The 24,654-nt window shown below is 63.1% G+C and carries 20 protein-coding genes; 12 read left to right on the forward strand and 8 right to left on the reverse strand.

Going from position 1 to position 24,654, the window contains the following annotated elements; translation table 11 throughout:
* The 3 genes from LUU92_RS03270 (at position 1) to speA (ending at position 3,139) form a co-directional block, all read left to right on the forward strand.
* The gene (locus LUU92_RS03270; RefSeq protein WP_092249960.1) at positions 1-537 is read left to right on the forward strand and encodes an NUDIX hydrolase; all 537 of its coding nucleotides are present in this window, start codon (positions 1-3) and stop codon (positions 535-537) included.
* 173 nt (positions 538-710) lie between these two features.
* Entirely contained in the window at positions 711-1,082 is a 372-nt protein-coding gene (locus tag LUU92_RS03275; protein WP_017849660.1) for a translation initiation factor Sui1, read from the forward strand.
* A gap of 143 nt (positions 1,083-1,225) precedes the next feature.
* Positions 1,226-3,139, forward strand: coding sequence for an arginine decarboxylase (gene speA / locus LUU92_RS03280; RefSeq protein ID WP_071491593.1), 1,914 nt, complete (start codon positions 1,226-1,228; stop codon positions 3,137-3,139).
* A 207-nt stretch (positions 3,140-3,346) separates the two neighbouring features.
* Here speA and LUU92_RS03285 read toward each other — a convergent pair whose 3' ends face one another.
* Positions 3,347-4,714: an MATE family efflux transporter gene (locus LUU92_RS03285; protein WP_257103156.1), complete on the reverse strand. Its 1,368-nt coding sequence runs from the start codon at positions 4,712-4,714 to the stop codon at positions 3,347-3,349.
* A gap of 299 nt (positions 4,715-5,013) precedes the next feature.
* Here LUU92_RS03285 and LUU92_RS03290 point away from each other — a divergent pair, with 299 nt between their 5' ends.
* The gene (locus LUU92_RS03290) at positions 5,014-9,912 is read left to right on the forward strand and encodes an alpha-2-macroglobulin family protein (RefSeq protein WP_257103157.1); all 4,899 of its coding nucleotides are present in this window, start codon (positions 5,014-5,016) and stop codon (positions 9,910-9,912) included.
* Positions 9,913-9,989: 77 nt separating this feature from the next.
* Here the strand turns inward: LUU92_RS03290 and LUU92_RS03295 are convergent, their stop codons facing one another.
* Positions 9,990-10,283 (reverse strand): hypothetical protein, encoded by a 294-nt coding sequence (locus tag LUU92_RS03295; protein ID WP_071491590.1) that lies wholly within the window; start codon positions 10,281-10,283, stop codon positions 9,990-9,992.
* Between the two features lie 90 nt (positions 10,284-10,373).
* Here LUU92_RS03295 and pbpC point away from each other — a divergent pair, with 90 nt between their 5' ends.
* The 6 genes from pbpC to LUU92_RS03325 all read left to right on the forward strand — a co-directional run bounded on the left by pbpC (position 10,374) and on the right by LUU92_RS03325 (position 17,276).
* Complete coding sequence (pbpC, locus tag LUU92_RS03300; protein WP_257103158.1) at positions 10,374-12,704, forward strand: peptidoglycan glycosyltransferase PbpC; 2,331 nt, start codon at positions 10,374-10,376, stop codon at positions 12,702-12,704.
* A 146-nt stretch (positions 12,705-12,850) separates the two neighbouring features.
* Positions 12,851-13,159 (forward strand): MazG-like family protein, encoded by a 309-nt coding sequence (locus LUU92_RS03305; RefSeq protein WP_016972502.1) that lies wholly within the window; start codon positions 12,851-12,853, stop codon positions 13,157-13,159.
* The gene (locus tag LUU92_RS03310) at positions 13,152-13,901 is read left to right on the forward strand and encodes a methyltransferase (protein WP_071491589.1); all 750 of its coding nucleotides are present in this window, start codon (positions 13,152-13,154) and stop codon (positions 13,899-13,901) included. Before LUU92_RS03305 ends, LUU92_RS03310 begins: the two co-directional genes overlap by 8 nt.
* 24 nt (positions 13,902-13,925) lie before the next feature.
* Positions 13,926-14,528 carry a DUF4136 domain-containing protein gene (locus LUU92_RS03315; protein WP_071491588.1) on the forward strand — a complete coding sequence of 201 codons (603 nt, stop codon included), beginning with the start codon at positions 13,926-13,928 and terminating at the stop codon, positions 14,526-14,528.
* 45 nt (positions 14,529-14,573) lie between these two features.
* Positions 14,574-15,131: a DUF4136 domain-containing protein gene (locus LUU92_RS03320; RefSeq protein WP_071493017.1), complete on the forward strand. Its 558-nt coding sequence runs from the start codon at positions 14,574-14,576 to the stop codon at positions 15,129-15,131.
* Between the two features lie 198 nt (positions 15,132-15,329).
* A complete protein-coding gene (locus LUU92_RS03325) occupies positions 15,330-17,276 on the forward strand; it encodes a pilus assembly protein TadG-related protein (protein ID WP_222540911.1) in 1,947 nt (648 codons plus the stop codon).
* Here LUU92_RS03325 and LUU92_RS03330 read toward each other — a convergent pair.
* Both LUU92_RS03330 and LUU92_RS03335 read right to left on the reverse strand, forming a co-directional pair.
* The gene (locus tag LUU92_RS03330; protein WP_257103159.1) at positions 17,273-19,999 is read right to left on the reverse strand and encodes a PAS domain-containing sensor histidine kinase; all 2,727 of its coding nucleotides are present in this window, start codon (positions 19,997-19,999) and stop codon (positions 17,273-17,275) included. The genes LUU92_RS03325 and LUU92_RS03330 overlap by 4 nt on opposite strands.
* Positions 19,996-20,439 carry a TadE/TadG family type IV pilus assembly protein gene (locus tag LUU92_RS03335; protein WP_257103160.1) on the reverse strand — a complete coding sequence of 148 codons (444 nt, stop codon included), beginning with the start codon at positions 20,437-20,439 and terminating at the stop codon, positions 19,996-19,998. The genes LUU92_RS03330 and LUU92_RS03335 overlap by 4 nt, the downstream gene beginning before the upstream one ends.
* A gap of 72 nt (positions 20,440-20,511) precedes the next feature.
* On the opposite strand from LUU92_RS03335, the gene LUU92_RS03340 reads away from it, so the two are divergent.
* Complete coding sequence (locus LUU92_RS03340; protein ID WP_071491583.1) at positions 20,512-20,961, forward strand: prepilin peptidase; 450 nt, start codon at positions 20,512-20,514, stop codon at positions 20,959-20,961.
* 125 nt (positions 20,962-21,086) lie between these two features.
* On the forward strand, positions 21,087-21,875 hold the full coding sequence (locus tag LUU92_RS03345) for a response regulator transcription factor (RefSeq protein WP_071491582.1): 789 nt from the start codon (positions 21,087-21,089) through the stop codon (positions 21,873-21,875).
* 3 nt (positions 21,876-21,878) lie between these two features.
* Here LUU92_RS03345 and LUU92_RS03350 read toward each other — a convergent pair whose 3' ends face one another.
* Genes LUU92_RS03350 through LUU92_RS03365 form a run of 4 tightly spaced genes read right to left on the reverse strand, consistent with a single transcriptional unit; the run spans position 21,879 to position 24,650 of the window.
* A complete protein-coding gene (locus LUU92_RS03350) occupies positions 21,879-22,148 on the reverse strand; it encodes a DUF3613 domain-containing protein (RefSeq protein WP_071491581.1) in 270 nt (89 codons plus the stop codon).
* Between the two features lie 10 nt (positions 22,149-22,158).
* Positions 22,159-22,869 carry a tetratricopeptide repeat protein gene (locus tag LUU92_RS03355; RefSeq protein WP_071491580.1) on the reverse strand — a complete coding sequence of 237 codons (711 nt, stop codon included), beginning with the start codon at positions 22,867-22,869 and terminating at the stop codon, positions 22,159-22,161.
* 10 nt (positions 22,870-22,879) lie between these two features.
* Positions 22,880-23,767, reverse strand: a complete 888-nt coding sequence (locus LUU92_RS03360) for a type II secretion system F family protein (RefSeq protein WP_071491579.1) — start codon at positions 23,765-23,767, stop codon at positions 22,880-22,882.
* A gap of 1 nt (position 23,768) precedes the next feature.
* Positions 23,769-24,650: a type II secretion system F family protein gene (locus LUU92_RS03365; RefSeq protein WP_071491578.1), complete on the reverse strand. Its 882-nt coding sequence runs from the start codon at positions 24,648-24,650 to the stop codon at positions 23,769-23,771.
* Between the last annotated feature and the right edge of the window lie 4 nt (positions 24,651-24,654).

Consider the following 24,654-nt stretch of genomic DNA (forward strand, 5'->3'; position numbering starts at 1 on the left):
ATGGACGCTACTCAAAAGGAGGCCGCCCACCGTGCGGCTTCCGACGCTGAACTGATCTGCTGGGTCGATGAGCATGACAACCTGCTCGGCGACCTTGTCAGGTCCGACCTGCGCCAGCGCGGCCTGATCGGCCGTTGCACCTTTATCTTTCTTTTCAATAGCGCCGGTGAGTTGTGTGTGCATCGGCGCACCTTGAGCAAAGCCCTGTATCCCGGTTACTGGGACACGGCGGCAGGCGGGATGGTGGCGGCGGGTGAGTCCTATGCCGTGTCGGCAGCCCGTGAGCTGGAAGAAGAGCTTGGGGTCAGTGGGGTGGCGTTGGTCGAACACGACCACTTCTACTTCGAAGATGGCGATAGCCGGCTCTGGTGCAAATCCTACTCAGCCGTGTGGGACGGGCCGCTGCGCCTGCAGCCGGAAGAGGTCATGGAAGCGCGCTTTTTACCTATCGACACCGTCCTGCAGGAGGCTGAGCAAAAGCCGTACTGCCCGGACGCCCAGGAAGGCTTGCGCCGCTATCTGGCCTCACGTCGCTAAAGTTGCATAAATTGGCGCCATTTGGCTCTTAGCAAGTCGGCTTTTTGTGGTTACACTGCGCGACTTTTCACCCGAACCGCCTTGGCGGTTCGGTAGCGCTGCCCCTGCCTGAGTGGGGCTTCGCGGTCGGTCAGTCTGATCGATCAGTCTTCATCCTCCCAAGAGGATTGCCGGTGGCCAAAAAAGCCGCATCCTTCGCCGCCCTTGGTGGCCTGGTATTTTCCACCGACGCAGGTCGACACTGCCCGGACTGTCGTCAGCCCGTGGACGCTTGCACCTGCAAACAGACCCTGATTCCCGAAGGCGACGGTATTGCCCGCGTGCGACGCGAGAGCAAAGGCCGTGGCGGCAAGACGGTGACCACCATCACCGGCGTGCCGCTGGCCGAAGACGCGCTGAAGGAACTCGCCACCACGCTGAAAAAGCGCTGTGGCACCGGTGGCGCGTTGAAAGACGGCGTTATCGAGATCCAGGGCGATCACGTCGAGTTGCTGTTGGCCGAGCTGATCAAGCTCGGGTACAAGGCCAAGAAGTCCGGCGGCTGAAAGCCTCTTCCCAACCTGTGTCTAAACTCTGTCCTGCGCGCGGGGTCCTACCTTGCACGCAGGCAAATCGTCATTTTCATTCTTTAGACTGCGCCAGCCTCAACCAGAGGCGGCGCTTTCGCCTTCATTTATAGGGGACTTCGATGTCCGTACGACGCACACGCAAAGACGATGGCAGCCAATGGACAGTTGCGGACAGCCGCAGTGTTTACGGGATCCGCCATTGGGGGGCCGGGTATTTCGCGATCAATGAAGCCGGTCGCGTTGAAGTTCGTCCGAACGGCCCGAACAGCACGCCCGTCGACCTGTACGAGCAAGTCGACGAGCTGCGCAAGAGCGGCCTGTCGTTGCCGTTGCTGGTGCGCTTCCCCGACATCCTGCAAGACCGTGTACGCCAGCTGACCGGCGCTTTCGATTCGAACATCGAACGCCTGGAATACCAGAGCAAGTACACCGCGCTGTACCCGATCAAGGTGAACCAGCAGGAGGCGGTGATCGAGAACATTATCGCCACCCAGAACGTGTCCATCGGCCTGGAAGCCGGCTCCAAGCCCGAGCTGCTGGCCGTGCTGGCCCTGGCTCCCAAGGGCGGCACCATCGTCTGCAACGGTTACAAGGACCGCGAATTCATCCGCCTCGCGCTGATGGGCCAGAAGCTCGGCCACAACGTGTTCATCGTGATCGAGAAAGAATCCGAAGTTGAGCTGGTGATCGAAGAAGCCGCCAGCCTCAAGGTCAAGCCACAGGTTGGCCTGCGTGTGCGTTTGTCTTCCCTGGCGTCGAGCAAGTGGGCGGACACCGGTGGCGAGAAATCCAAATTCGGTCTGTCGGCGGCGCAACTGCTGTCCGTGGTCGAGCGCTTCCGTGCGGCCGGCCTGGACCAGGGCATCCGCCTGCTGCACTTCCACATGGGCTCGCAGATCGCCAACCTGGCCGACTACCAGCACGGTTTCAAGGAAGCCATCCGTTACTACGGCGAGCTGCGCAACCTCGGCCTGCCGGTGGACCACATCGACGTGGGCGGCGGCCTGGGCGTGGACTACGACGGCACGCACTCGCGTAACGCCAGTTCGATCAACTACGACATGGATGACTATGCCGGCGTGGTCGTGGGCATGCTCAAGGAATTCTGCGACGCGCAGAGCCTGCCGCACCCGAATATCTTCTCCGAAAGCGGCCGTTCCCTGACCGCCCACCACGCCATGCTGGTGGTGCAGGTCACTGACGTCGAGAAACACAACGACGAAATCCCGACCATCGAAAACAAGGAAGCCCTGCCGGAAACCGTGCAATGGCTGGTGGACCTGCTCGGCCCGACCGACATCGAGATGGTCACCGAAACCTACTGGCGCGCCACCCACTACATGAGCGACGTGGCCACGCAGTACGCCGACGGCAAGCTGACCCTGGCCGAAAAAGCCCTGGCCGAGCAGTGCTACTTCGCCGTGTGCCGCCGCCTGCACAACTCGCTCAAGGCCCGCCAGCGCTCGCACCGCCAGGTGCTGGATGAGCTCAACGACAAGTTGGCCGACAAGTACATCTGCAACTTCTCGGTGTTCCAGAGCCTGCCGGACACCTGGGCCATTGGCCAGGTATTGCCGATCCTGCCGCTGCACCGCCTTGACGAAGAGCCGCTGCGTCGCGCCGTACTGCAAGACCTGACCTGCGACTCCGACGGCAAGATCAAGCAGTACGTCGATGAGCAGAGCATCGAGACCAGCCTGCCGGTTCACGGCTTGAACGAAGGTGAGGACTACTTGCTGGGGATCTTCCTGGTAGGCGCTTACCAGGAAATTCTCGGCGACATGCACAACCTGTTCGGTGACACCGATTCGGTGAACATCTACCAGCGTGAAGACGGTTCGGTGTACAGCGCCGGTATCGAGACCCACGACACCATCGAAGACATGCTGCGCTATGTGCACTTGTCGCCGGAGGAGTTGATGACGCACTACCGTGACAAGTGTGCGAGCGCGAAGATCAGCGCCAGTGAGCGCACGCAGTTCCTGGATGCACTTCGGTTAGGGCTGACGCGGTCGTCGTATCTTTCGTCGTAAGCTATGAGAGGGTAGGAGCGAGCCCATTCGCTCCTACCCTGCTGTGGGGCCTGAGCGCCGAGTACGGGTCTTCATTTGAGCTATGTCACCTCGCCGGATAGGGCAGGTCAATCTACCCTGACGCATTGAGCGTACACACAGTTGCCTGGGTTATATCCAGATCAATAGCTTGTCCCGGCGCCAGATTGCGTATCTGAGTTCCTTGCGTTACGGCCAATATGACCGCGGTGCCAAACGAGGGCCGAACCATCCATTCGCCCGATTGATTCGCCTGGCGATGACCCAAAGCAACAGACTGCGCACCGACATGAACACCAGGAAGGTAATCCACAGCCCGTGGTTGCCCAGGCCCTGCAATGCCCAGGCAACCGGTAGCACTGAAACCACGGTCAACAGCATCCCATTGCGCATTTCCCGCGCCCGTGTCGCACCAATAAACAAGCCGTCGAGCAAATAGCTCCACACCGCAATCAAGGGCAAAACGGCCAGGTAGGGCAGGTAGATATCTGCCGTTTCGCGCACGCTGGGGATATCGGTTTGCATGGCGATAAACAGGTGGCCGCAGACCGTGAACAGCAGGGCAAAGCCGACGCTGGCAATCAGCGACCAACCGCCAGCGACGACCAGTGAACGTCGCATGGCCTGGCGGTCGTGGGCGCCGATGGCGTGGCCGCACAAGGCTTCCACCGCATGGGCCAAGCCGTACAGCGCATGGGCTGTCAACAACAGGCCGTTGAGCAGCAGTGCATTGGCCGCCACGGTGGCATCGCCCAGGCGTGCACCTTGCACCGTGATCATGAAAAACACCGATTGCAGCGCAAGGCTGCGGATGAAGATGTCGCGGTTCACCGCCAGCAGCGGGCGCCAGCTTTCCCACTGTTTCAGCGCCGCCCAGGCGACATGGCCGGGGTAGGCGCGCAGGGCTTTTTGCGTCATCGCCAGGCCCAGCAAGGCGCCGGTCCATTCGGCAATCACGGACGCCCGCGCCGAACCGACCACCCCCCAATCCAGGCCCAGCACAAACCACAGGTTCAGCGCGATGTTGACCAGGTTGGTGGTCAGCAGGATCGCCAAGGGCGCGCGTGCGTTCTGCGTGCCGAGGAACCAGCCGACCAGTGCGTAGCTGGCAAGGGCGGCAGGCAGGCCGAACAGGCGCGTGTGGAAAAAGTCCTGGGTCAGTTGATTGAGTTCGGGGGAGGGTTGCATCCATTCCAATGCCAGATGGCTGAACGGAATGCCCACGGTGCCCAGCAGCATGGCCAGCCCCAACGCCAGTAGCAGGCCTTGCAGGAGGATTTGTCGCAGCGCGGCCCCATCATTGCGCCCGGCAGCCTGTGCGGCAAAACCGGTTGAGCCCATGCGCAGGAAACCCATGGCCCAGGCCAGAAAGGTATACAGACTGGCGCCGACCGCCACGGCCCCCAGTTGATGGGCGTGGGGCAGGTGGCCGATGACCATGCTGTCGACCAGGGCCACGAGGGGCACCGAGATATTCGACAGAATCATCGGCGCGGCCAGGGCCCAGACGCGGCGGTGGGTGGGGCGGTGGCGCCAATGGGTGAGTAGGGTGGGCATGGGGGCTCCTTGGGGGAGCGGCATTGTAACGGGCCCTTAATCTCACTGCAGAACCAATGTGGGAGGTGGCTTGCCCCCGATAGCGGTCTGTCAGCTGGAAATGTATCGGCTGACATACTGCCATCGGGGGCAAGCCCCCTCCCACATTTGGATCTCCAGTGTTTGTAAGATTTGGCTCGGCATTACGTTTGCTCAAGAACCAAACCACCCTCCGTCGGTCAATGTGACCAGCACCACATCGGCCCGCTGCGGGCTGATATATAGTTCACCCCTCGGACCCCTCTCACAACGAGTGCCCCATGCTTAACAAAGGACTGTTCCTTGCTTGTGCGCTGGCCCTGCTGAGCGCCTGCGATTCCTCCGATAAACCGGCTGCCCCGACCGCTCCAGCAGCGGCGACGGTTGCACCCAAACCGGCCAAGGCGGCGGTGGACGTGGCGGCGCTGAAGCAGCGTTATGCCGGCCGTGAGTTGAGTGTGGTGGATGTGTCCGAAGTGCAGCTCGATGGGGCCAGCACCCTGTCCGTGAGCTTTTCCATTCCGCTGGATCCCGATCAGAAGTTCGCCGACAAACTCCACCTGGTGGACAGCAAGTCCGGCAAGGTCGATGGCGCCTGGGAAATCTCCGACAACCTCATGGAATTGCGCCTGCGTCACCTGGAGCCACAGCGCAAACTGGTGCTCACGGTGGATGCCGGGGTGAAGGCGGTCAACGGCAATACACTCGCCGCCGAGTACAGCGCCCGCCTGGAAACCCGCGACCTGCAAGCCACCGTCGGCTTCGCCAGCCGTGGCACCTTGCTGCCGACGCGTCTGGCTGAAGGGTTGCCGGTGATCGCGCTGAACGTCGACAAGATCGACATCGAATTCTTCCGCATCAAGCCCGAATCCCTGCCGACTTTTCTCGCGCAGTGGGGGCGCAACACCAGCCTGCAGAGCTATGAGTCCCGCGAACTGCTGCCACTGGCCGACCTGGTCTACGGCGGCCGTTTCGACCTGAACCCGGCGCGCAACACCCGCGAAACCCTGTTGCTGCCGATCGCCGGCCTCAAGCAACTGCAGCAGCCGGGCGTGTACCTGGCGGTAATGCGTGCCTCCGGCACCTACAACTATTCCCAACCGGCCACGTTGTTCACCTTGAGCGATATCGGCCTGTCGGTGCACCGCTATGCCAATCGCCTGGATGTGTTCACCCAGGCGTTGGATGGCGGCAAGGCGCTGGACGGTGTCGACCTCGAGGTGCTCGACGCCGAGGGTCGTGTGGTCGGTCAGGGCAAGACCGAGAAGGGCGGCCACGCCGAGTTGCCGTTGCCGAAAAAGGCCCAGGTGTTGCTGGCCAAGCAGGGCGAGCAGACCAGCATGCTGCGCCTGGACAGTGCCGCATTGGACCTGGCCGAGTTCGATATCGGCGGGCAACCGTCCCACCCCTTGCAGTTTTTCGTCTTTGGCCCGCGTGACCTGTATCGCCCCGGCGAAACCGTGCTGCTCAACGCCCTGCTGCGCGACAAGGATGGCAATGCCGTCAAACCGCAACCGGTGAGCGTCGAAGTGCGTCGCCCGGATGAGCAGGTGAGCCGCAAATTCGTGTGGGATGCCGACGCCTCCGGTCTCTATCAATATCAACTGCAATTGGCTGGCGAAGCGCCAACCGGGCGCTGGCAGCTGGTGTTCGACCTGGGCGACGGCAAGCCGCAGCTGTATGAATTTCTCGTCGAAGACTTCCTGCCCGAGCGCCTGGCGCTGGAACTCAAGGGCAGCGATACCGCATTGAGCCCGGCGGATAACCCGGTGATTCAAGTCACCGGGCGCTATCTCTACGGTGCGCCGGCATCGGGCAACCGGGTCAGCGGGCAGGTTTATGTGCGGCCGTTGCGCGAAGCGGTCAAGTCGCTGCCGGGCTATCAGTTCGGCTCTGTCACCGAAGAAGAGCTGAGCCAGGATTTCGAACTGGACGAAAGCGTGCTCGATGCCAAGGGCCAGGAAGCGCTGACCCTGGAAAGCAAGTGGGCCGAGGCCAAGTCGCCGCTGCAACTGATCGTGCAAGCCAGCCTGCACGAGTCGGGCGGGCGGCCGATCACTCGGCGCCTGGTACAGCCGATCTGGCCGGCCGAGCAACTGCCGGGCCTGCGCGGCTTGTTTGACGGCAAGGAAACCAATGGCGATGGCCCGGCGGAATTCGAAGTGCTGCTGGCCAACCAGGACGGGCAGAAGCTCGCCGCGCAGAACCTCAAGGTGCGCCTGGTGCGCGAGCGCCGTGACTACTACTGGAACTACTCCGAGAACGACGGCTGGAGCTACCACTTCAACGAGAAATTCCTCAACCTCGACGAGCAGACCCTGAACATCAAGGCCGGCGATACGGCCAAGGTCAGCTTCCAGGTGGAGTGGGGCCCGTACCGCGTCGAAGTGGAAGACCCGCAGACCGGCCTGGTCAGCAGCTTGCGCTTCTGGGCCGGCTACCAGGCCCAGGACAACACCGAAGGCGGCGCCGTACGCCCCGACCAGGTCAAGCTGGCGCTGGACAAACCGGCCTATGGCGACGGCGATACCGCCAACGTCACCGTCACCCCGCCCGCTGCCGGCAAAGGCTACCTGCTGGTGGAGTCCGCCGAAGGGCCGCTGTGGTGGCAGGAAATCGATGTACCGGCCGAGGGTAAAAGCTTCGCCGTGAAGCTCGACCCGAAGTGGTCGCGCCATGACCTGTACGTCAGTGCCCTGGTGATTCGCCCTGGCGAGCGCAAAGCCAACATCACGCCCAAACGTGCCGTGGGCCTGCTGCACCTGCCGTTGGATCGCACCCAGCGCAAACTCGGCGTGACCCTGGCCGCGCCGGAAAAAATGCGTCCCAAACAGCCGCTGACGGTGAAAGTCGCTGCGAAAAACGCCGATGGCAGCGTGCCGAAACAGGTGCACGTGCTGGTGGCAGCGGTGGACGTGGGCATCTTGAACATTACCGAATACCCGACGCCGGACCCTTACTCCAGCCTGTTCGGTCGCAAGGCTTATGGCGTGGACCAGTTCGACATCTACGGCCAGTTGATCGAAGCCGGGCAGGGGCGCTTGGCCAGCCTGGCATTCGGCGGTGACGCCGCGCTGGCCAAGGGCGGCAAGCGCCCGGACACCAGCGTGACCATCGTCGCCCTGCAAAGTGCGCCGGTGACCCTGAACGAGCAGGGCGAGGGCGAAGTCAGCGTCAATATCCCGGACTTCAACGGCGAACTGCGCCTGATGGCCCAGGCCTGGACCGACGACCGCTACGGCATGGCCGAAGCCAAGACGGTGATCGCCGCGCCTTTGATTGCGGAGCTGTCGGCGCCGCGTTTCCTGGCCGGTGGTGACCAGACCACCTTGGCGCTGGACCTGTCCAACCTGTCGGGCAAGGCCCAGAAGCTGGATGTGCAACTGAGCGCCGAAGGGCAGTTGGAGTTGGTCAACGCTGGCGCGCAGACCGTCGAGTTGAAACAAGGCCAGCGCACCACCCTGCGCATCCCGGTGAAGGCCTGGGGTGGTTTGGGGCAGGGCAAGGTCAAGGTCACCGTGAACGGGCTGGACTTGCCGGGTGAAAACCTGCCGCCGTTCACTCGCGAATGGACATTGGGCGTGCGCCCGGCGTACCCGGCACTGCTCAAGCATTACCGCGCGGTGCTCAAGGATCAGCCGTGGAGCCTGCCGGCGGGCACGCTCGATCAGTTCGATTCATCGGGGCGCCAGGCGCTGTTGAGCCTGTCGAGCCGGCCGCCGCTGAATCTCGGTGCTCAGATCAGCGCACTCAAGGCCTACCCCTATGGTTGCCTGGAACAGACCGCGAGCGGCCTGTACCCGTCGCTGTATGCCGACGATGCGCTGCTCAAGCGCCTGTCGATCAAGGGTGAGTCGGACAGTGAGCGTAAACGCAAGATCGAGTTGGGCATCGAGCGCCTGCTGGGCATGCAGCGCTACAACGGCAGCTTCGGGTTGTGGGGCGCCGATGGCGAAGAAGAATACTGGCTGACGGCCTACGTCACCGACTTCCTGCTGCGTGCCCGCGACCAGGGTTTTGCCGTGCCGCCTGAAGCGTTGAAGAAAGCCAGCGAGCGCCTGCTGCGCTACGTGCAGGAACGCAACCTGATCGACGTCGACTACAGCGATAACGCCGACCATACGCGCTTTGCCGTACAGGCCTACGCTGGCATGGTGCTGGCGCGCAGTCAGCAGGCGCCATTGGGGGCGCTGCGCAGTATTTTCGATCGACGCAGCGATGCGCGCTCCGGTTTGCCGCTGGTGCAGTTGGCTATCGCGCTGCAGAAGATGGGCGACCAGCCGCGTGCGGACCAGGCCTTGCTCGCTGGGCTGGCGGCGCAGCGTAACGCCAATGAGTGGCTGGCCGACTACGGCAGCCCGCTGCGCGACCAGGCAATGATCCTGGCCCTGCTGGAAGAGAACGACCTGGCCAAGGGCAAGCGTGAGGAGCGTTTGTTTACGCTGTCGGATCAACTGGCGGCCAGCCCGTATCTGTCGACCCAGGAGCGCAACTCGCTGTTCCTGGCGGGGCGCCTCGGGTTTGCCAGGCCGGATGCGAACTGGCAGGTGTCGCTCACTGGCAGTGGCGGCGTGCAGGAGTTGAACAATCAGCAATCGACGCTGGAGCTGGAAGGCAAGCTGCTGTCCAGCGATCTGACCTTGAGCAATCAGGGCGAGACGCCGGTGTACCAGCAATTGACGATCTCGGGTTATCCACAGGTGCCCCCGGCTGCCGGCGGCGACAACCTGAGCATCCACCGCGAATACCTGGGCATGAACGGCCAGCCGCTGAACCTGCGCAACCTCAACAGCGGTGAGCTGGTCCTGGTGCACCTGGCGGTCAGCGCCAAGCAGCGTGTGCCGGATGCCCTGGTGGTAGATTTGCTGCCGGCCGGCCTGGAACTGGAAAACCAGAACCTGGCGCAAAGCGCCGCCAGCCTGGAAAACGCCAGCAGCCAGGTGAAGGAATGGCGTGAGTCGATGCAGAACGCCTCGCTCAAGCACCAGGAGTTCCGTGACGACCGCTATGTGGCAGCGATCAACCTGGACGGTTCCGGCACCACGCACCTGCTGTACCTGGCGCGGGCGGTGACGCCCGGGACTTATCGTGTGCCGCCGCCGCAGGTGGAGTCGATGTACCGGCCGAACTGGCAGGCGGTGGGGGAGACGCCGGCCGATCTGGTGATCAAGGGGCGCTGAGACCGCAATTGTGAAAGATGGCCTCAATGTGGGAGGGGGTAAGCCCCCTCCCACCGGGGATTTGCGCTGTTCTAGGGTTAGTGGACCACCCAGCTCAAGAGCCACAGGCCCAGCAGCAACCAGATAATCCCCATGATGATCGACGCCCGCATGAAGGCGCGCACCGCCGAGTACAGCAGCATCAGGCCGATGATCAGGGTGAGGATGCTGATGATCGAGGTATCCATGCCCAAGGTGCGGGACAGGCCATCGATGAAGTTGCCACCGGCATGGGTCAGCGCACCAAACAGGCCGCTGAGCCCGTCGACGATAAAACGGATGACCGAACCGAGCGCCTGGCCCAACCATTCGAAAAAGCTTTCTACCTGCATGTGTGTGTCCTGATGAGAAGGTGGGCGTATCTGTGCCTTTGGTTGTTATTGCAACAGGCTAGTTTCCTACCAGCATAGAGGTTTGCCCGTTTGAGTTTGCGTTTAGTTGCCCGCTGGACCCTGGCCAGCCTTTTGTTGGTGATCGCCCTGCTCTGGCTGGCCGACCGCATCTGGCCGTTGCCCTTGCCCAAGGATGACCTGGCGCGGGTGGTGCTGGCCGAGGATGGCACGCCGTTGTGGCGGTTTGCCGATGCCAACGGTGTGTGGCGCTACCCCGTACAGACCCGCGAGGTGTCGCCGTATTACCTGGATGCGCTGCTCACCTATGAGGACCGTTGGTTCTACCAGCACCCCGGCGTGAATCCGCTGGCGCTGGTGCGGGCGACCTGGCAGAACCTGACCGGCGCGCGGGTGGTGTCTGGCGGCAGCACCTTGTCGATGCAGGTGGCGCGCTTGCTGGATCCGCATTCGCGCACTTTCCACGGCAAATTGCGTCAGTTGTGGCGCACGGCACAGCTGGAATGGCACCTGTCCAAGGAAGAAATCCTCAACCTCTACCTGAATCGCGCCCCGTTTGGCGGTACGTTGCAGGGCGTGGCCGCCGCCAGTTGGGCGTACTTGGGCAAGTCGCCGTCACAGCTGACCCGCGCCGAAGCCGCCTTGCTCGCCGTGCTGCCCCAGGCGCCCAGCCGCTTGCGTCCGGACCGCCACCCCCAACGCGCCCAGGACGCCCGCGACAAAGTGCTGCGCCGCCTCGCCGAATTCCAGGTGTGGCCGCAAGCCGCCGTCGATGAGGCCCTGGAAGAACCGCTGTTGCTCGCGCCGCGCCTGGAACCGAGCCTGGCGCCCTTGCTCGCACGGCGCCTGAACCGCCCCGACAGCCCGTCGCTGATCCGCACCACCCTGGACGCCACCTTGCAACGTCGCCTCGAAGACCTGCTGTTGGGCTGGCGCGCGCGTTTGCCGGAGCACACCTCCGCCGCGATCCTGGTGGTGGAGGAGGAAACCATGGCCGTGCGGGCCTACCTCGGTTCGGTGGATATCAACGACGCCAAGCGCTTCGGCCATGTGGACATGATCAGCGCCCTGCGTTCGCCGGGCTCCACGTTAAAGCCGTTTTTGTACGGCATGGCGTTGGACGATGGGCTGATCCACTCCGAATCACTGCTGCAGGACGTGCCCCGACGATATGGCGATTACCGACCGGGCAACTTCTCCATGGGCTTCACCGGCGCAGTGCCGGCGAGTACGGCGCTGTCCAGCTCGCTCAACCTCCCGGCGGTACAGTTGCTGGAAGCCTATGGGCCGAAGCGGTTCGCCGCCGAAATGCGCATCGGCGGCGTGCCGCTGGCATTGCCGGCATTGGCCGAGCCGAACCTGGCGCTGATCCTGGGGGGGGCGGGCAGCCGCCTGGAAGACTTGGTGAGTGGTTACAGCGCCTTCGCCCGGGACGGCAAAAGCGCCACCCTTCGCTTGCAGCCGGACGATACGCTCCGGGAACGGCCATTATTGTCGCCAGGGTCCGCCTGGATTGTGCGGCGCATCCTCAGCGGCCAGGCGCGACCCGACCGCGACCCGCGTGCCGAGTTGGTGCAGCGCCCGGTGCTGGCCTGGAAGACCGGCACCAGCTACGGCTTTCGCGATGCCTGGGCGATCGGTGTGGGGCCGCGTTACCTGATCGGCGTGTGGATCGGCCGCCCGGATGGTACGCCGGTGCCGGGCCAGTTCGGCCTGGCTTCGGCCGCACCGCTGATGTTGCAGGTGCACGATGTGCTGACCAACCGCGACAGCCAGCGCGGTATCACTGCACCGGTCAAGCCGGTGCCGGCGAATGTCGGTGTGGCCGCGATCTGTTGGCCGCTGGGCCAGCCGATGAACCGCAGCGATCCCAACTGCCGCCGCCAGCGCTTTGCCTGGACCCTGGACAACACCACGCCACCCACTTTGCAGGCGTTGGACCAACCGTTGAGTGTGGGTTTGATGGAAAGTGTGTGGGTCAATGCCAAGGGCTTGCGGGTGGACGCCCGTTGCCCCGGTGCCGAGCCCAGGAGCATCGCCCTGTGGCCCGCGCCCCTGGAGCCTTGGCTGCCCAGGGCCGAACGCCGCGAAGCGCGCATTCCCGCGGCCGACCCCGATTGCCCGCCACCGGCGCTGGCCGCCTCTTCACCTTTATCCATCGTTGGCGTGCGTGAAGGTGACCAACTGCGCCTGCCCGCCGCCAGCCAACAGGCGCTGCGCCTCAAACTCTCTGCGTTGGGCGGCAGCGGCCGGCGTTGGTGGTTCCTTAACGGCGCGCCCCTGGGCGACAGTGCCAACCAGGACTTTATCAATGCCAGTTTCGAGCAACTGGGGCGCTATCAACTCAGTGTCCTCGACGAAGCCGGGCAGACCGCGCGCGTCGAGTTCAGCGTCGTTGATTAGATCGCTATCGAGGGCAAGCCCCCTGCCACACTGGGATGTGTTGGCCTATCAAAGGTGGGAGGGGGCTTGCTCCGGTGACGGCCCAAAGGTTCACTTGCCTTGAAGGCCATTCCCCCCGAAGCTATCCACCTTCAGGAGCCTGCCACATGAACCTCGAACACCTCACCGAACGCCTGCACCGCATCCGCGATACCAACGACTGGAAGCAGTTCCACAGCCCCAAAAACCTGGCCATGGCGGCCAGCGTGGAAATGGCCGAGCTGGTGGAGATCTTCCAATGGCTGACCGAAGACCAGTCGCGCCAGCTGCCGGCCGACACACTCGCCCATGCCGGGCAGGAAGTCGGCGATATCGTGCTGTATCTGCTGTTGCTGTGCAGTGAGCTGGGCCTGGACATGAACGAAGTGGTGCGCGCCAAATTGGCCGACAGCGAACGGCGGTTTGCCCATGAGTGACCGTCATTTCGACCAGTTGGCCACGCGCTTCGCCGAGAAAATCTACGGCGGTGCCAAAGGCGCGATCCGCCTGGCGGTGCTCCAGGCCGACCTCACCGAAGCCCTGCCAAGGCGCCCGCTGCGTGTGCTGGATATTGGCGCGGGCCTGGGCCATATGTCGTTGTGGCTGGCTGAGCAAGGGCATCAGGTGACCCTGGCCGAACCCGCCGAACCGATGCTCGAAGGCGCCCGTCAACGTTTCGCCGAGGCGGGGCAGACCGCGACGTTTATCCATGCGCCCTGGCAAGACCTGCTCGGCCAGCTCACCGAACCCTACGACCTGGTGCTGTGCCATGCCGTGCTGGAATGGCTGGCCGAACCCCATGCAATCCTGCCGGTACTGCACCAACTCGCGGCGCCGGGTGGGTGGCTATCCCTGGCGTTCTACAACCGTGATGCGCTTATCTATCGCAACCTGCTCAAAGGCCACTTCCGCAAAATGCGCAAGAATGACATGGCCGGCGAAAAGCAGAGCCTCACGCCGCAACAACCGCTGGACCCACGAGAATTGGCGGCGCAACTCGAAGGCCTTTGGCAGGTCGAAAGCCAAAGTGGCGTGCGGGTGTTCCACGACTATATGCCGGTGGAATTCCAGGCCCGTGCGGATTTGCAGGACCTTGTAGAGATGGAACTCGCTCACCGTCGTCACCCAAGCTTTGCCGGACTTGGGCGTTATTTGCACTGGATCTGCCGTCCGGTTTAAGCGGCCCAGTCTGCGGAGGTCGAAATGCGTCGTCTCTGTTTGATCCTGTTGTCCCTGGGGTTGGGCGCCTGTTCAAGCCCCAATCCTTATGTTGCCGCGTCGGCGCCGATCCCTCCGGCGCCGCCCCAGGCCGCCCACACCTTTGATGCCAGTGCCTACCCGGCGCCGGTGCGCGATTACGGTGCCTACCGCAATTGGGCCTGGCGCAACGGCCAGCTTCCGACGGGCACGGCCTGGGCCGATTCGGCACAGATCGCCGAAGCGGTCAGCGGCGCCCTCGACCAGCGCGGCCTGCGCCCCTTGCATGACAACCGTCCGGCGGACCTTTTCGTCAGCGCCGACGTGCGCCTGGAGAAGCGTCTCAAGCAAGTCCAGGATGACTACGGCTACGGTTATGGCGGCTATAACCGCTACGGCAACGGTTATGGCATGTACAACTCGGTGCCGATCGTGCGCACTTATGAAGTCCAGGTCGTGGTGGTGCGCGTCAACCTGTTCGATGCCCGCACCGGTCAGCCGGTGTGGAGCGCCAGCGCAGAGACTGGCAGCCAGGGAAGCCTCAGTGAACGGGCGGATGCTTTGCGCCAGGCGGTGCAGAAGGCAATGACGGCGTATCCTCCCAGTTAACCGCTATTCTCATCTTTGGCGCGGGTCGCTCTTTGGAGAACAACCATGTTTCGTCGTATCGCTACGCTCGCTTTTGTTGTGCTGCTAGGCGGTTGCCAGACCAGCCAAGTCAACCACGATTTTGACGCCAGCCGGGACTTCGGTGCCTACCGAAGTTGGGCCTGGAAAGACCCGGCCCTGCAATACCGCCCGGATGACCCGCGCATCAAGAGCGACCTCACTGAACAACGCATCCGCCAGGCCGTCGGTGAACAACTCGACCAGCGCGGCCTGCGCCCTGCGGCGCCGGGCACCAGGGCTGACCTGAACGTGCAGGCCTACCTGATCGTCGAAGACCGCCAGCAGCAGGTCACCACCAACTACGGCGGCGCCTGGGGCGGCCCGTGGAATGGCTATTGGGGCGCGCCGATGTACAACGAAACGCGCAACATCACCTACAAAGTGGCGACCATCCAGATCGACCTGCTCGATGGCAAGGACGGCAAACTGGTCTGGCGTGGCAGCGACGAACAGATGATGGCCACCTCGCCCAACCCTCAGGACCGTGACAAAGCCATCCGTACCACCGTCACCCGCGTCCTCTCCAGCTACCCCCCTCACTAACCTCTGCAGGCGCAGGCTCGCTGTGGCAGGCGGGCTTGCTGTGGAGAGCAGGCTTGCTGTGGCGAGCAGGCTTGCCCTGCGTTGGGCTGCGAAGCAGCCCCCTAAAACCCTAAAACCCCCAAACCGATTTATGGCAACGGGCCAGCCCTTGTCTACACTCAAAACCATCTACGGAGAGTAAGCGCTAAGGAGTGCCTGATGTCTCCCCGACTTGGTTACAGGCAGCGTGGTGCGATTGGCCTGATGGCGGCGGCTACCCTGGCGATGGCCATGGTGTTCCTGCTGCTGGCGGTAGACAGCGGCCGTCTCTATCTGGAAAAGCGCAAGCTGCAGTCCGTCGCCGACAGCGCCGCGCTGGAAGCCGCCAGCCGTGGCGGCCTGTGCACACCCGCCACCACCGCCAATGACTACGCCGTGCAGAACGCCACACGCAACGGTTTCACCGTGGTCGCTGGCGACAGCAGCCGTGGCCTGGCCGTCACCTGCGGCACCTTGACCACCAATGCCGGCAATGTCCGTGTATTCACTGCCGACGCCACCAAAAGCGATGCCGTGCGCGTGGTCGCCACGCGAAGCGTAATCACCAGCATCGCCAGTGGGCTGTGGGGCATGTTCAGTGGTGCGCCGGTCTCCACCCAGATGACGCTGAGTGCCACCGCCGTGGCCGCCTATGCACCGCCGGTGGCGCAACTGACGATTCGCAGCAGCCTGTCCTCTGTGAACTCCGGCAACTCCCCGCTATTGAACATGGTCATCGGCAATCTGCTGGGCGGCAGCCTGTCCCTGACCGCTGCGGGCTGGAATGGCTTGCTGACGACGAACGTGAACCTGCTCGGTTACCTGGACCAGTTGGCGGTTCAATTGAACGTCAAGGCGGGGGACTACGACGCGTTGCTGAGCACCGCCGTATCCGCCAGCCAGTTGCTCGACGCAGCGGTGAAGGTCCTGCAAAAAAACGGCGCGGTCGCCACGGCGGTGATCAACGATGTCATTTCAGTGAAAGCGATTGCCCCGAATACCCAGCTTTTGAAGGTGGGCGATCTGTTGAAGGTCGCTACCGGTACACCAGCGGCTGCCTTGAATACCAGTGTGCAGCTGTTTCAGTTGCTGGAGACCGTGGCGCAGCTATCCAGTAGCAAAAGTGCGGTCGGTGCGGCAGCGCAGGTGAATATTCCTCTGGTTGGCACCGTCTCGGTCCAGACCAAAGTCATCGAGCCGCCGCAACTGTCTGCGTTTGGCAATCCGGCCAAGGCCAAGGCTGGGCTTTTGAATAATCCGCCGACGGACCAGATTTTTGTACGAACTGCCCAGGTACGCACGTTGGTCACCATCGATGCGCCGATCATCAAGGTGGTCTCGGGGGTTTCATCGATACTGACCGGGCTGGCGACGCCTGTGTCGAAGGTGGTCGGCGGTTTGCTGAACCTGAACCTGCTGGATGTGGTGGCCGGTGTCGTGTGCATAGTCGGGTGCAATGTGGCTGATGTGGATATCACCACGACCTTATCCATCTATATCGAGGCGGCCAGCGCGGAGAGCCACGTGACAGACTTCAGTTGCGCCACACCGGCCACCAAGTCGTTGACGGTGCAGGCCACCACGTCACTCGCGACCCTGGGCGTCGGCTATGTTGACCCGGTGTCGGCGTTTTCATCGTCGGCGCCTGTCAATGTGCAGCCGGTGCGGCTGATCGACTTTGGCCAACGCTTTTGCCTGCTGACCCTGGTGTGCGGGCCTCGCACGGCCGGCGTTGGCGGTGGCTTGAACCTGAGGGCGTTGTCCACCGTGGGGGCGCAAACCAATACGGTGTTGTTTTCGCCGGTGAATGACGTCAATGCGGCGACGATCTACAAAAGCCCACCCGGCACCGCCAATATCGTTAACAGCCTGGGCGCTACCTTGAACGGCCTGCAGGTCACCTATGTCCCACCTACGGGGAGCACGCCCGCTACGCCGAACAGTACAGTCACCGGTGCACTGGCGACCATCGTCAGCTCGGTGGTCAGCCTGGTCCAGAACGTCCTGGCGCCGATCCTCGACCCTATCGTCAATACGTTGCTCGCAGCGCTGGGCGTCAACCTCGGCAACGCCGAAGTCGGCGCCAACCTCAGTTGCCACATGGGCCGCGCCTATCTGGTGATCTAGCTGATCGGCAACTCCACACAAAACTTCGCGCCGTGCTCGCCATTGGCGACGCTCAGGCGTCCGCCCATGTTTTCCACAATGCCGTAGCTCACCGACAACCCGAGCCCCGTGCCCACGCCGATCGGCTTGGTGGTAAAGAACGGCTCGAAAATCCGCTCCAGCAACCGTGGGTCAATCCCGCCGCCGTTGTCTTCCACCCAGATCCGCACATGGCGGCTGTCCTGTTCGCAATGCACTGCGATCCAGGGACGAAATTCGGGGTGTTTTTCCCGTTTGCTCAACAGCGCGTCACGGGCATTGACCATCAGGTTGATCAACACCTGTTCAAGCTGATCGACATAGCCTTTGACCTGGACCTGGACGTCCGCTGGGGTGATCCGCAGCTCAACGCCCTTGCCGCGCAGGCCCTCGCCGAGCAGTGACAGCGTGCCTTCCACGGCCTGTGACGGGTCGAAGGGTTGCTGTTCGATTTCCGAGCGGCGGCCGAACACCCGCATATGGTCCACCACCCGCGTGGCGCGCTGCACCTGGGTGTCGATGCGTTGGAGTTTTTCGGTGAGGTAGTCGATTTGCGCATCGCCGTTGCCCAGACGCTTGAGCACATTGACGATGGCCATGCGCATCACGTTCAGCGGCTGGTTGATTTCATGGGCCAGACCGGTGGCCATTTCACCCAGGGTGGCCATCTTGGCGCTTTGTGTCAGTTGCTGCTGGGAGCGACGCACTTCGGTGTTGTCACGGCCCACCGCCTGCACCTCCACCAGCGTGCCCTGTTCATCGAACACGCCACGGTCCGACCAGACCCACCAGGCGTGCTCGCGCCCCGGCAGTTCAAGGCTGATTTCGGCGGTGCTGACCGGGAATTCTGCGCTCAATTGGCCGATACGCTGCACAAACGCCTGGCGCTGTTCCTGCGACATCCAGTGGCCCAGGTTCAGCCCTGGCAGCTCTGCGGGCGGGCATTCCAGGTAATTGGCCAGCGGTGTGTTGCCGAAGGTCAGGGTCAGGTCGGGGCGATAGCGGCAGATCATCGCCGGGGAGTCTTCGACCAGGATGCGATAGCGTTCTTCGCTTTGCTTGATCTGTTCGGCGGCCAGGGTCGCCTCGGTGACATCCAGCCACAGGCCGACGGCTTCCACCGGCAGGCCCAAGTCATCGCGCAGCAGCTTGGCCTCGTCCAGCAGCCAGTGGTAGTGGCCCTGTTTGTCGCGCAGGCGGTAGCGACTGCGTACGCTGCCTTCGCGCAGCAACTGGCGGCTGCGCTCGAAGTACCGGTCGCGGTCTTCGGGGTGGATCAAGGATGCCAGGCTGTCGTGGTTGCACTCGGCCAGGGTCCAGCCCAGCAGCGGTAGCAGGCTGTCGCTGAAAAAAGCCGGATGCAGGGCGCCGTCGACATAGCGCTGCACATAGATCACGGCCGGTGAGCTGGCGATCAGTTTGTCCAGGCGTGCATGGGCGGCGGCGGCTTGCAATTGCTGGTTCTTGATGTCGCTGATGTCGAGCATGAAACCGATCCAGCGGCGGCTGTCACCCACGCCAAGCACCTGTCCCTGCACGCGATACCAGAGCGGGTGGTGCTCGGCGTCGGTGCGTTGCAGGCGCACGCTGGTCAGCAAGGGTTTGCCCAAGGCCTGCAGGTCGTGCAAACGGCTGTCGAGGGCCTGGCGATCGGCGGGGTGAATCAATTCCAGCCATTGGCTCAAAGGTTGTAGGGTCGGACCGTCTTCCAGGCTGAGGCTGTGCAGCAACTGCGGGGCCAACTGGATTTCGTGGGTGGCCGGCAGCAGCTCCCACCAGCCGGTGCCGAGCAGGCCCTGCAACGCCTCCATGCGGTCGAGCTGCTGGTGATAGCGCTGCTCGCGCAGCCGGCTCAGCAGGGGCGCGGCGACGGCGGCGGTGAGATTCAGCCAGTCGCGGTCGTTGGTGTGCTGCTGGCCGTTGTATGGGCCACAGAGCAACCAGGCGGCGACGCCCTGACTGTCACGGTAAGGCACCAGGAAACCGTCGGCATCGCCGAAAATACTGTGCAGACGCGGGTTATCGCTGCGCTCCCGGGCCAGGCTCAACGGTACGTTGCCATTGACGCTGTCCAGGCTGATGCCCAGGTGTTGGCCGGCTTGCCACAAGGCAGGGGCGTCGTGGGCGGCGTACTGGCTGTAGATCCGCCAACCCCGGTCTTCGTCATCGAGCAAGGCCAGGGCAACGCAGGGGATGTGCCAGCGCTGGGCCAGGCTGCGCAGGTGCTCGTTGAACACCTCGGGCAGGCGGGTCAGGCTGCACACCCGCAACTGCTCGCTCATCTGGCAGGCGAGTTGATGGTTCTGTTCGCGGTGCTGGGCCAGTTGCCGGCCGGCCAGTAAATCACCCACGTCCTGCAGGCGCAGGCTCCATTCATCACCGTCGGGTTCGATCCAGCCGCGGGTGTGCAGCACCTGGCCGGTTGCGCCCAGGAAGTCCAGGTCCAGGTTCTGGTGTTGCCAGTCGGCAGGGCTGCCTTCGATATCCAGGGCACTGTCGGCGCACAGCAGCTCACGCAGTGGCAGCCGACGTTCGCCGATGGCGTGGGTCGCCAGCTGTGAGCGCAGGGTGCCGCGGATACCCAGCACGTGGCCTTGAACATCCAGTTGCACGTGCAGGCCTGGCATTGGCACGCCCGGCATGTCGAGGGGCGGCGCGCTGACGCGGCCGAGCAGGCGGCCGAAGAGTTTGTCCCCCGACGTCAAAACTGCAGACTCGAACTGGCGGACAGGTTGGCCGGCAGGTTCGGGACGGTACCTACCCCCGGCAGCACCAGCGCCGGGAACACGGAATAGAGGTTGGTAGTCGGGTAGTTGATTGCCACGGTCAGCGTGGTGCCGTTATAGGAGCTGCTGATGTAACTGGGGGAGAACTGGAAACTGCTCGGGATCCATTTCAACTGCTCTATCACAGTGGTTTTGGCACGGTCGGTCACCTGCGTGCCGTAAGCGGTGCCAGCGGCTATCGGGTCCACCGACAGGGCCTGGCGTACGGCCTCCGCCGCGGCCTGGTTGAACGATTGCATCAACAGCAACGGCAGGCTATAGCTGATCAACCCGTAGAACACGGCAAAAAAGATCGTGAAGACCAGGGCGAACTCAATCGCCGCCGCACCTTTTTGCTTTCCAGGCAGGCCTGTTTTCATGACTGCGTCTACCCTGACGGCTACTACTTGATATCAGCATAGAATCAATCAGCGAAAAGGGATGTTTTTTACGTGATCCACGGCGTGGTGATACTGCTCTGGCTGGGGCTCTGTGCGTGGCAGGATATCCGTCAGCGGCAGATCGCCAATGGCTTGACCCTGGGGGCAGCGCTGCTGGCGCTGATCTTCTTGCTGTGGACGGGCACGACCTGGCTAGGAGCGCCCGCCAGCGAGGGCGGTTGGGCCTTTGCCCTGGCCCTGTTGTTGACCTTGCCCGGCTATGCGCTGGGCCGCTTTGGTGCGGGGGATGTGAAGCTGCTGGCTGCCCTGGCCCTGGCCAGTACGCTGGACTGTTTGCTGTGGTCGTTGATCGGTGCGGCGCTCTTTCAGGCGTGCTGGGTGCTTGTGAGTCAAAGGCTTGGGGCGCGTCGGGGGAGGGCAGATGCGCAGGTGTCGACCAAACAGCCATTTGCCCCCTTTGTCCTGACAGGATTTGTGCTGTACTGGCTTTGGATCCATTAGTCGAACAACCGCTCTACCGCTATGTACATAGTCGAAAAGTACGTCTACGTTTATGAAGTATCCGTAAGTTATTTTTTGTCCAAATGGATGGGTCGCCCATTTGCTTGCCAGGCATGGAGTAGCGCGTGAACAAGCTTACCTCGGCAGTAAAAGTGCTCGTGGTCGACGATCAGCCGTTGATCGTGGAAGAACTCTGCGAATTTCTTGAAGGCAGCGGCTACCGCTGCGTCCCATGTGAGTCCAGTCGACACGCCTTGCAGCGCTTCAGTGAAGACCCCGAGATCGGCCTGGTGCTGTGCGACCTGCATATGCCGGACATGGATGGCATCGAGCTGGTGCAGGCCATGCAGAAGGTCGCGGGCAAGCAGCGCGCGTTCGAGGCCATCATGCTCACCGGGCGTGCCGACAAACAGGACGTGATCAAGGCCCTGCGTGCGGGGATCTCGGATTACTACCAGAAGCCGATCAACCTCGATGAGTTGCTCGAAGGCCTGCAACGCCAGGAAGCGGCGCTGGAGGAGCGGCAAAAGGAGCTGCACCTGGGGCACCTGAACCAGAAGCTGCAATACCTTTCCGAATCCATCAACGATTTGTACCAGGACCTCGACAAAGTGCGGCGCAGCCCTGGCGCCGGCTTGGCGGATGAGGGCGAGCCGGTCGTCGATGATGCCGGGCCGATCGAAATCCCGACCATCTTCAACCAGCTGTCGCCGCGCCAGCTCGATGTTGCGCGCCTGGTGGGCAAGGGCCAGACCAACTACCAGATCGCCTGTGAACTGGGGATCACCGAGAACACCGTCAAGCTGTACGTGTCCCAGGTGCTGCGCCTCACCCATATGCATAACCGTACCCAGCTGGCACTGGCCCTGTCGCCGGCTACCTCGGTGCTGCGGCAACGGGTGACGGCGCACTGACGGTTACTGACTCTTCCCACCCTTGGAAGACCCGCCGGATTGCGACTCGAAGAACTCCGGAATCGGATGCTTGTTGCTGTCCAGCCAACGCTGCATGGCCTGTTCCCGTTCTGCGGGCGTGGTCCGTTGCGGCGTGGCGGAAGCCGCGCGCCCATCGACCTGCAAGGCCATCCAATTTTCCGTCTCCGCCTGGTAGGGGGACGACGGGCCCGGCTCGATGGCCAGTGCGCTCAGCGGTAGCAGCGCCAGTGCAATGAAGTAATGTGCTGTCATCTCGCTCTCCTTACTTCAGGGTCACCGGCAGGGCCTGGCTGACTGCCGCGACTTTGCGTGCCGCCACGCCGGCGGCCTTGAGTTTCTCCGCGCGGGCCTGGGCCTCGGTGAACTGCTCGCGGCTCAGGCCCAACTGGCTGACGACCTTGGCCGCTTGCCCCCAGTCGTTCTGGTAAATCAACAGTGTGACCAGGTTGACGGCGGCCAGCGGGTCGCCTTGCTTGAGTTCGATGGCGGTCATGAATTCAAAGCGGGCGTCTTCCACCCGTAATTGGTTGAGGTAGACCACGCCCAAGTCATTGCGGATCTTTTCGTCAGTGGGGGCCAGCTGCGCAGCCCGTTGCAAGTGGGTCATGGCCAGGCCGTTGTCGCCTCTGGCGGCCGCCAACTGCCCGAGGCCGTGCTCGCCTTCGGCCGTCATGCAGGTGCCGAGCAGGCTGCGGTATAGCGGCTCGGCTTCGCTGCGCCCGAGCAGGCGATAAGTGCGGGCCTTGCGCTGGCGCACCTGGGGCAGGGACTCGGGCAGGTTTTGCAGGTTGGCCAGGCTGGCGTGCAGCTTGCCTTCGTTGGCCAGGTCGTCGGACAGGTTCAGCGCCAGCTCCTGGTCCGCGCTCGGCTTGGTGCAACTGCCCGGTGAGGCCAGCGCCGCCCAGGGCGATTGGCCGTTGGTGGCGCAGCCGCCGAGCATCAACAGCGTCAGGCCGGCAATCAGTGCTTTCATCAAGGTCTCCTCAAAAGTGGCTCAACGCGCGGGCGATGCCGATAAAGGCGGGGCCGCCGAGCACGATCAACAAAGCGGGGAACAGAAACACCATCATCACCACCGACATTTTTGCCGACATCTTCGAGATGTATTCCTGCAAACGGGTCAGGCGTCGGTCGTCGAGCAGTTGCTTGAGGGCCAGCAGGGACTTCATCGCGCCGCCGCCCTGCTGGATCAATTGCTGGAGGATGATGCAGGTGTCGGTGAACTCATCCACCTCCAGCACGCGTGCGGTCTTGCCCAGTTCCTCGCCCAGCTCCAGCCCCGAATCGACCCGTGCCAGGATCAGGCGCAGTTCATGCGTCAACGCGGGGAGCAGGCGTTGAGCTTCGTTGCCTACCACCCGCAGCGACTGTTCAATCGCCATGCCGGATTCGAACAGGATGCGCAGCAGTGGAATGAAGGTTGAAATTTCCTTGGCGATGGTCTGCTGGCGATACTTGGCCGCAGCGGCGAGTACGCGTTTGGGCAGCAGGTAGCCGATGCCCACGGCAAACATCGGCGCAATCCATGCGGGGGCCGCGTGCGGAAACAATAGCTGCTGGCCGAGCAGGGTGAGGCCCAGCAGCACAATTGGCGTGCCGACCTGGAAGGCGGCGAACAGCGAGCGCTGGCTGGCCTTGCGCCAACCGATCCGGTTGAGGAGAACCTGAGTCTCGTTGTCCAGGCTGACCGAGCGCTGGGCCAGGGCGCTTCCCCCCAGTTGACGCATGAAGCTACCGAGTTTGTGGTCGCTTGCCCTCCGCCCTTGCAAGCGCTCGGCGACCCGTCGATCACGCCGGCGATGTTCAAGCACCTGGCCTCCCACCAGTACCGCGGCGGATAGCAACAACAGGGCGCAGGCCAGCAGCACCATCTCAGACACTCCTCAACATGCGCCACATGACGAAGGTACCCGTCAGGTCCATCCCCAGCGCGGCGAACAGCATGATGCGCCCGGTGTCGTCGTTCCACATGGTCATCAAGTAGCCAGGGTTGACGATCATGAAGTAGCCGACGATCAGGATGGGCAGTCCGCCCAGCACATAGGCGGTCATGCGCGTTTCACCGGTCATGGCCTTGAGTTGCCGGGCACCTTGTTCGCGCTCGCGAATCATCTTGATGAGGTTTTCCAGCAGTTCGCTGGCGTTGCCGCCGTAGCGGTGGTTGACCTTCAGGCCGAGGGCGAACAGGCGGAATTCGTCCTGCTCGTAGAACTCGGCAAAGTCGCTCACCGAGTCCGGCAGGCTGACCCCCATGCGCACATTGCGTTGCACGCGGGCCATGGCGTCCTTGAGCGGGTCTTCAACGCCTTCGACGCCGCCCAGTACTGCATCTGCCAGGGTTCTGCCGGACTTGAGGCTGCGTACACTGTGGTCGAGCAACTGCGGCAGTTGCTCGACCATGCGCTGCACGCGCCGTTGATAACGCCAACTGATGTACAAGCGCAGTACCAGGGGCGGCGTCACGACCATCGCGATCAGCCCCAGACCGTCGGCCAGCAGCCAGCCGAACAGCGCGCCGATCACCCAGGCGCTCAGCCAAAGGCCCAGGCGGTCAGTGGGTTTGCCCAGCCCGGCACGCTGGAACATGCGCTCAAGAGCGGTCCACTTGTTGTTCGGTTCCTGTGTCTGCGGCTGGCCGTCACCCAGGCGCTCCAGCACGCGGTCCGTCTGGGCTTTGCGCAGGCCATGCTGAAACTGCCAGAACGACAGGCCGATCAACAGCAGGCAGACAAGCAACAACACCGGTCCTGTCATCACG

Origin of the sequence: Pseudomonas extremorientalis (assembly GCF_024584605.1) — a bacterium.
GTDB classification, from domain to species: Bacteria; Pseudomonadota; Gammaproteobacteria; order Pseudomonadales; family Pseudomonadaceae; genus Aquipseudomonas; species Aquipseudomonas extremorientalis.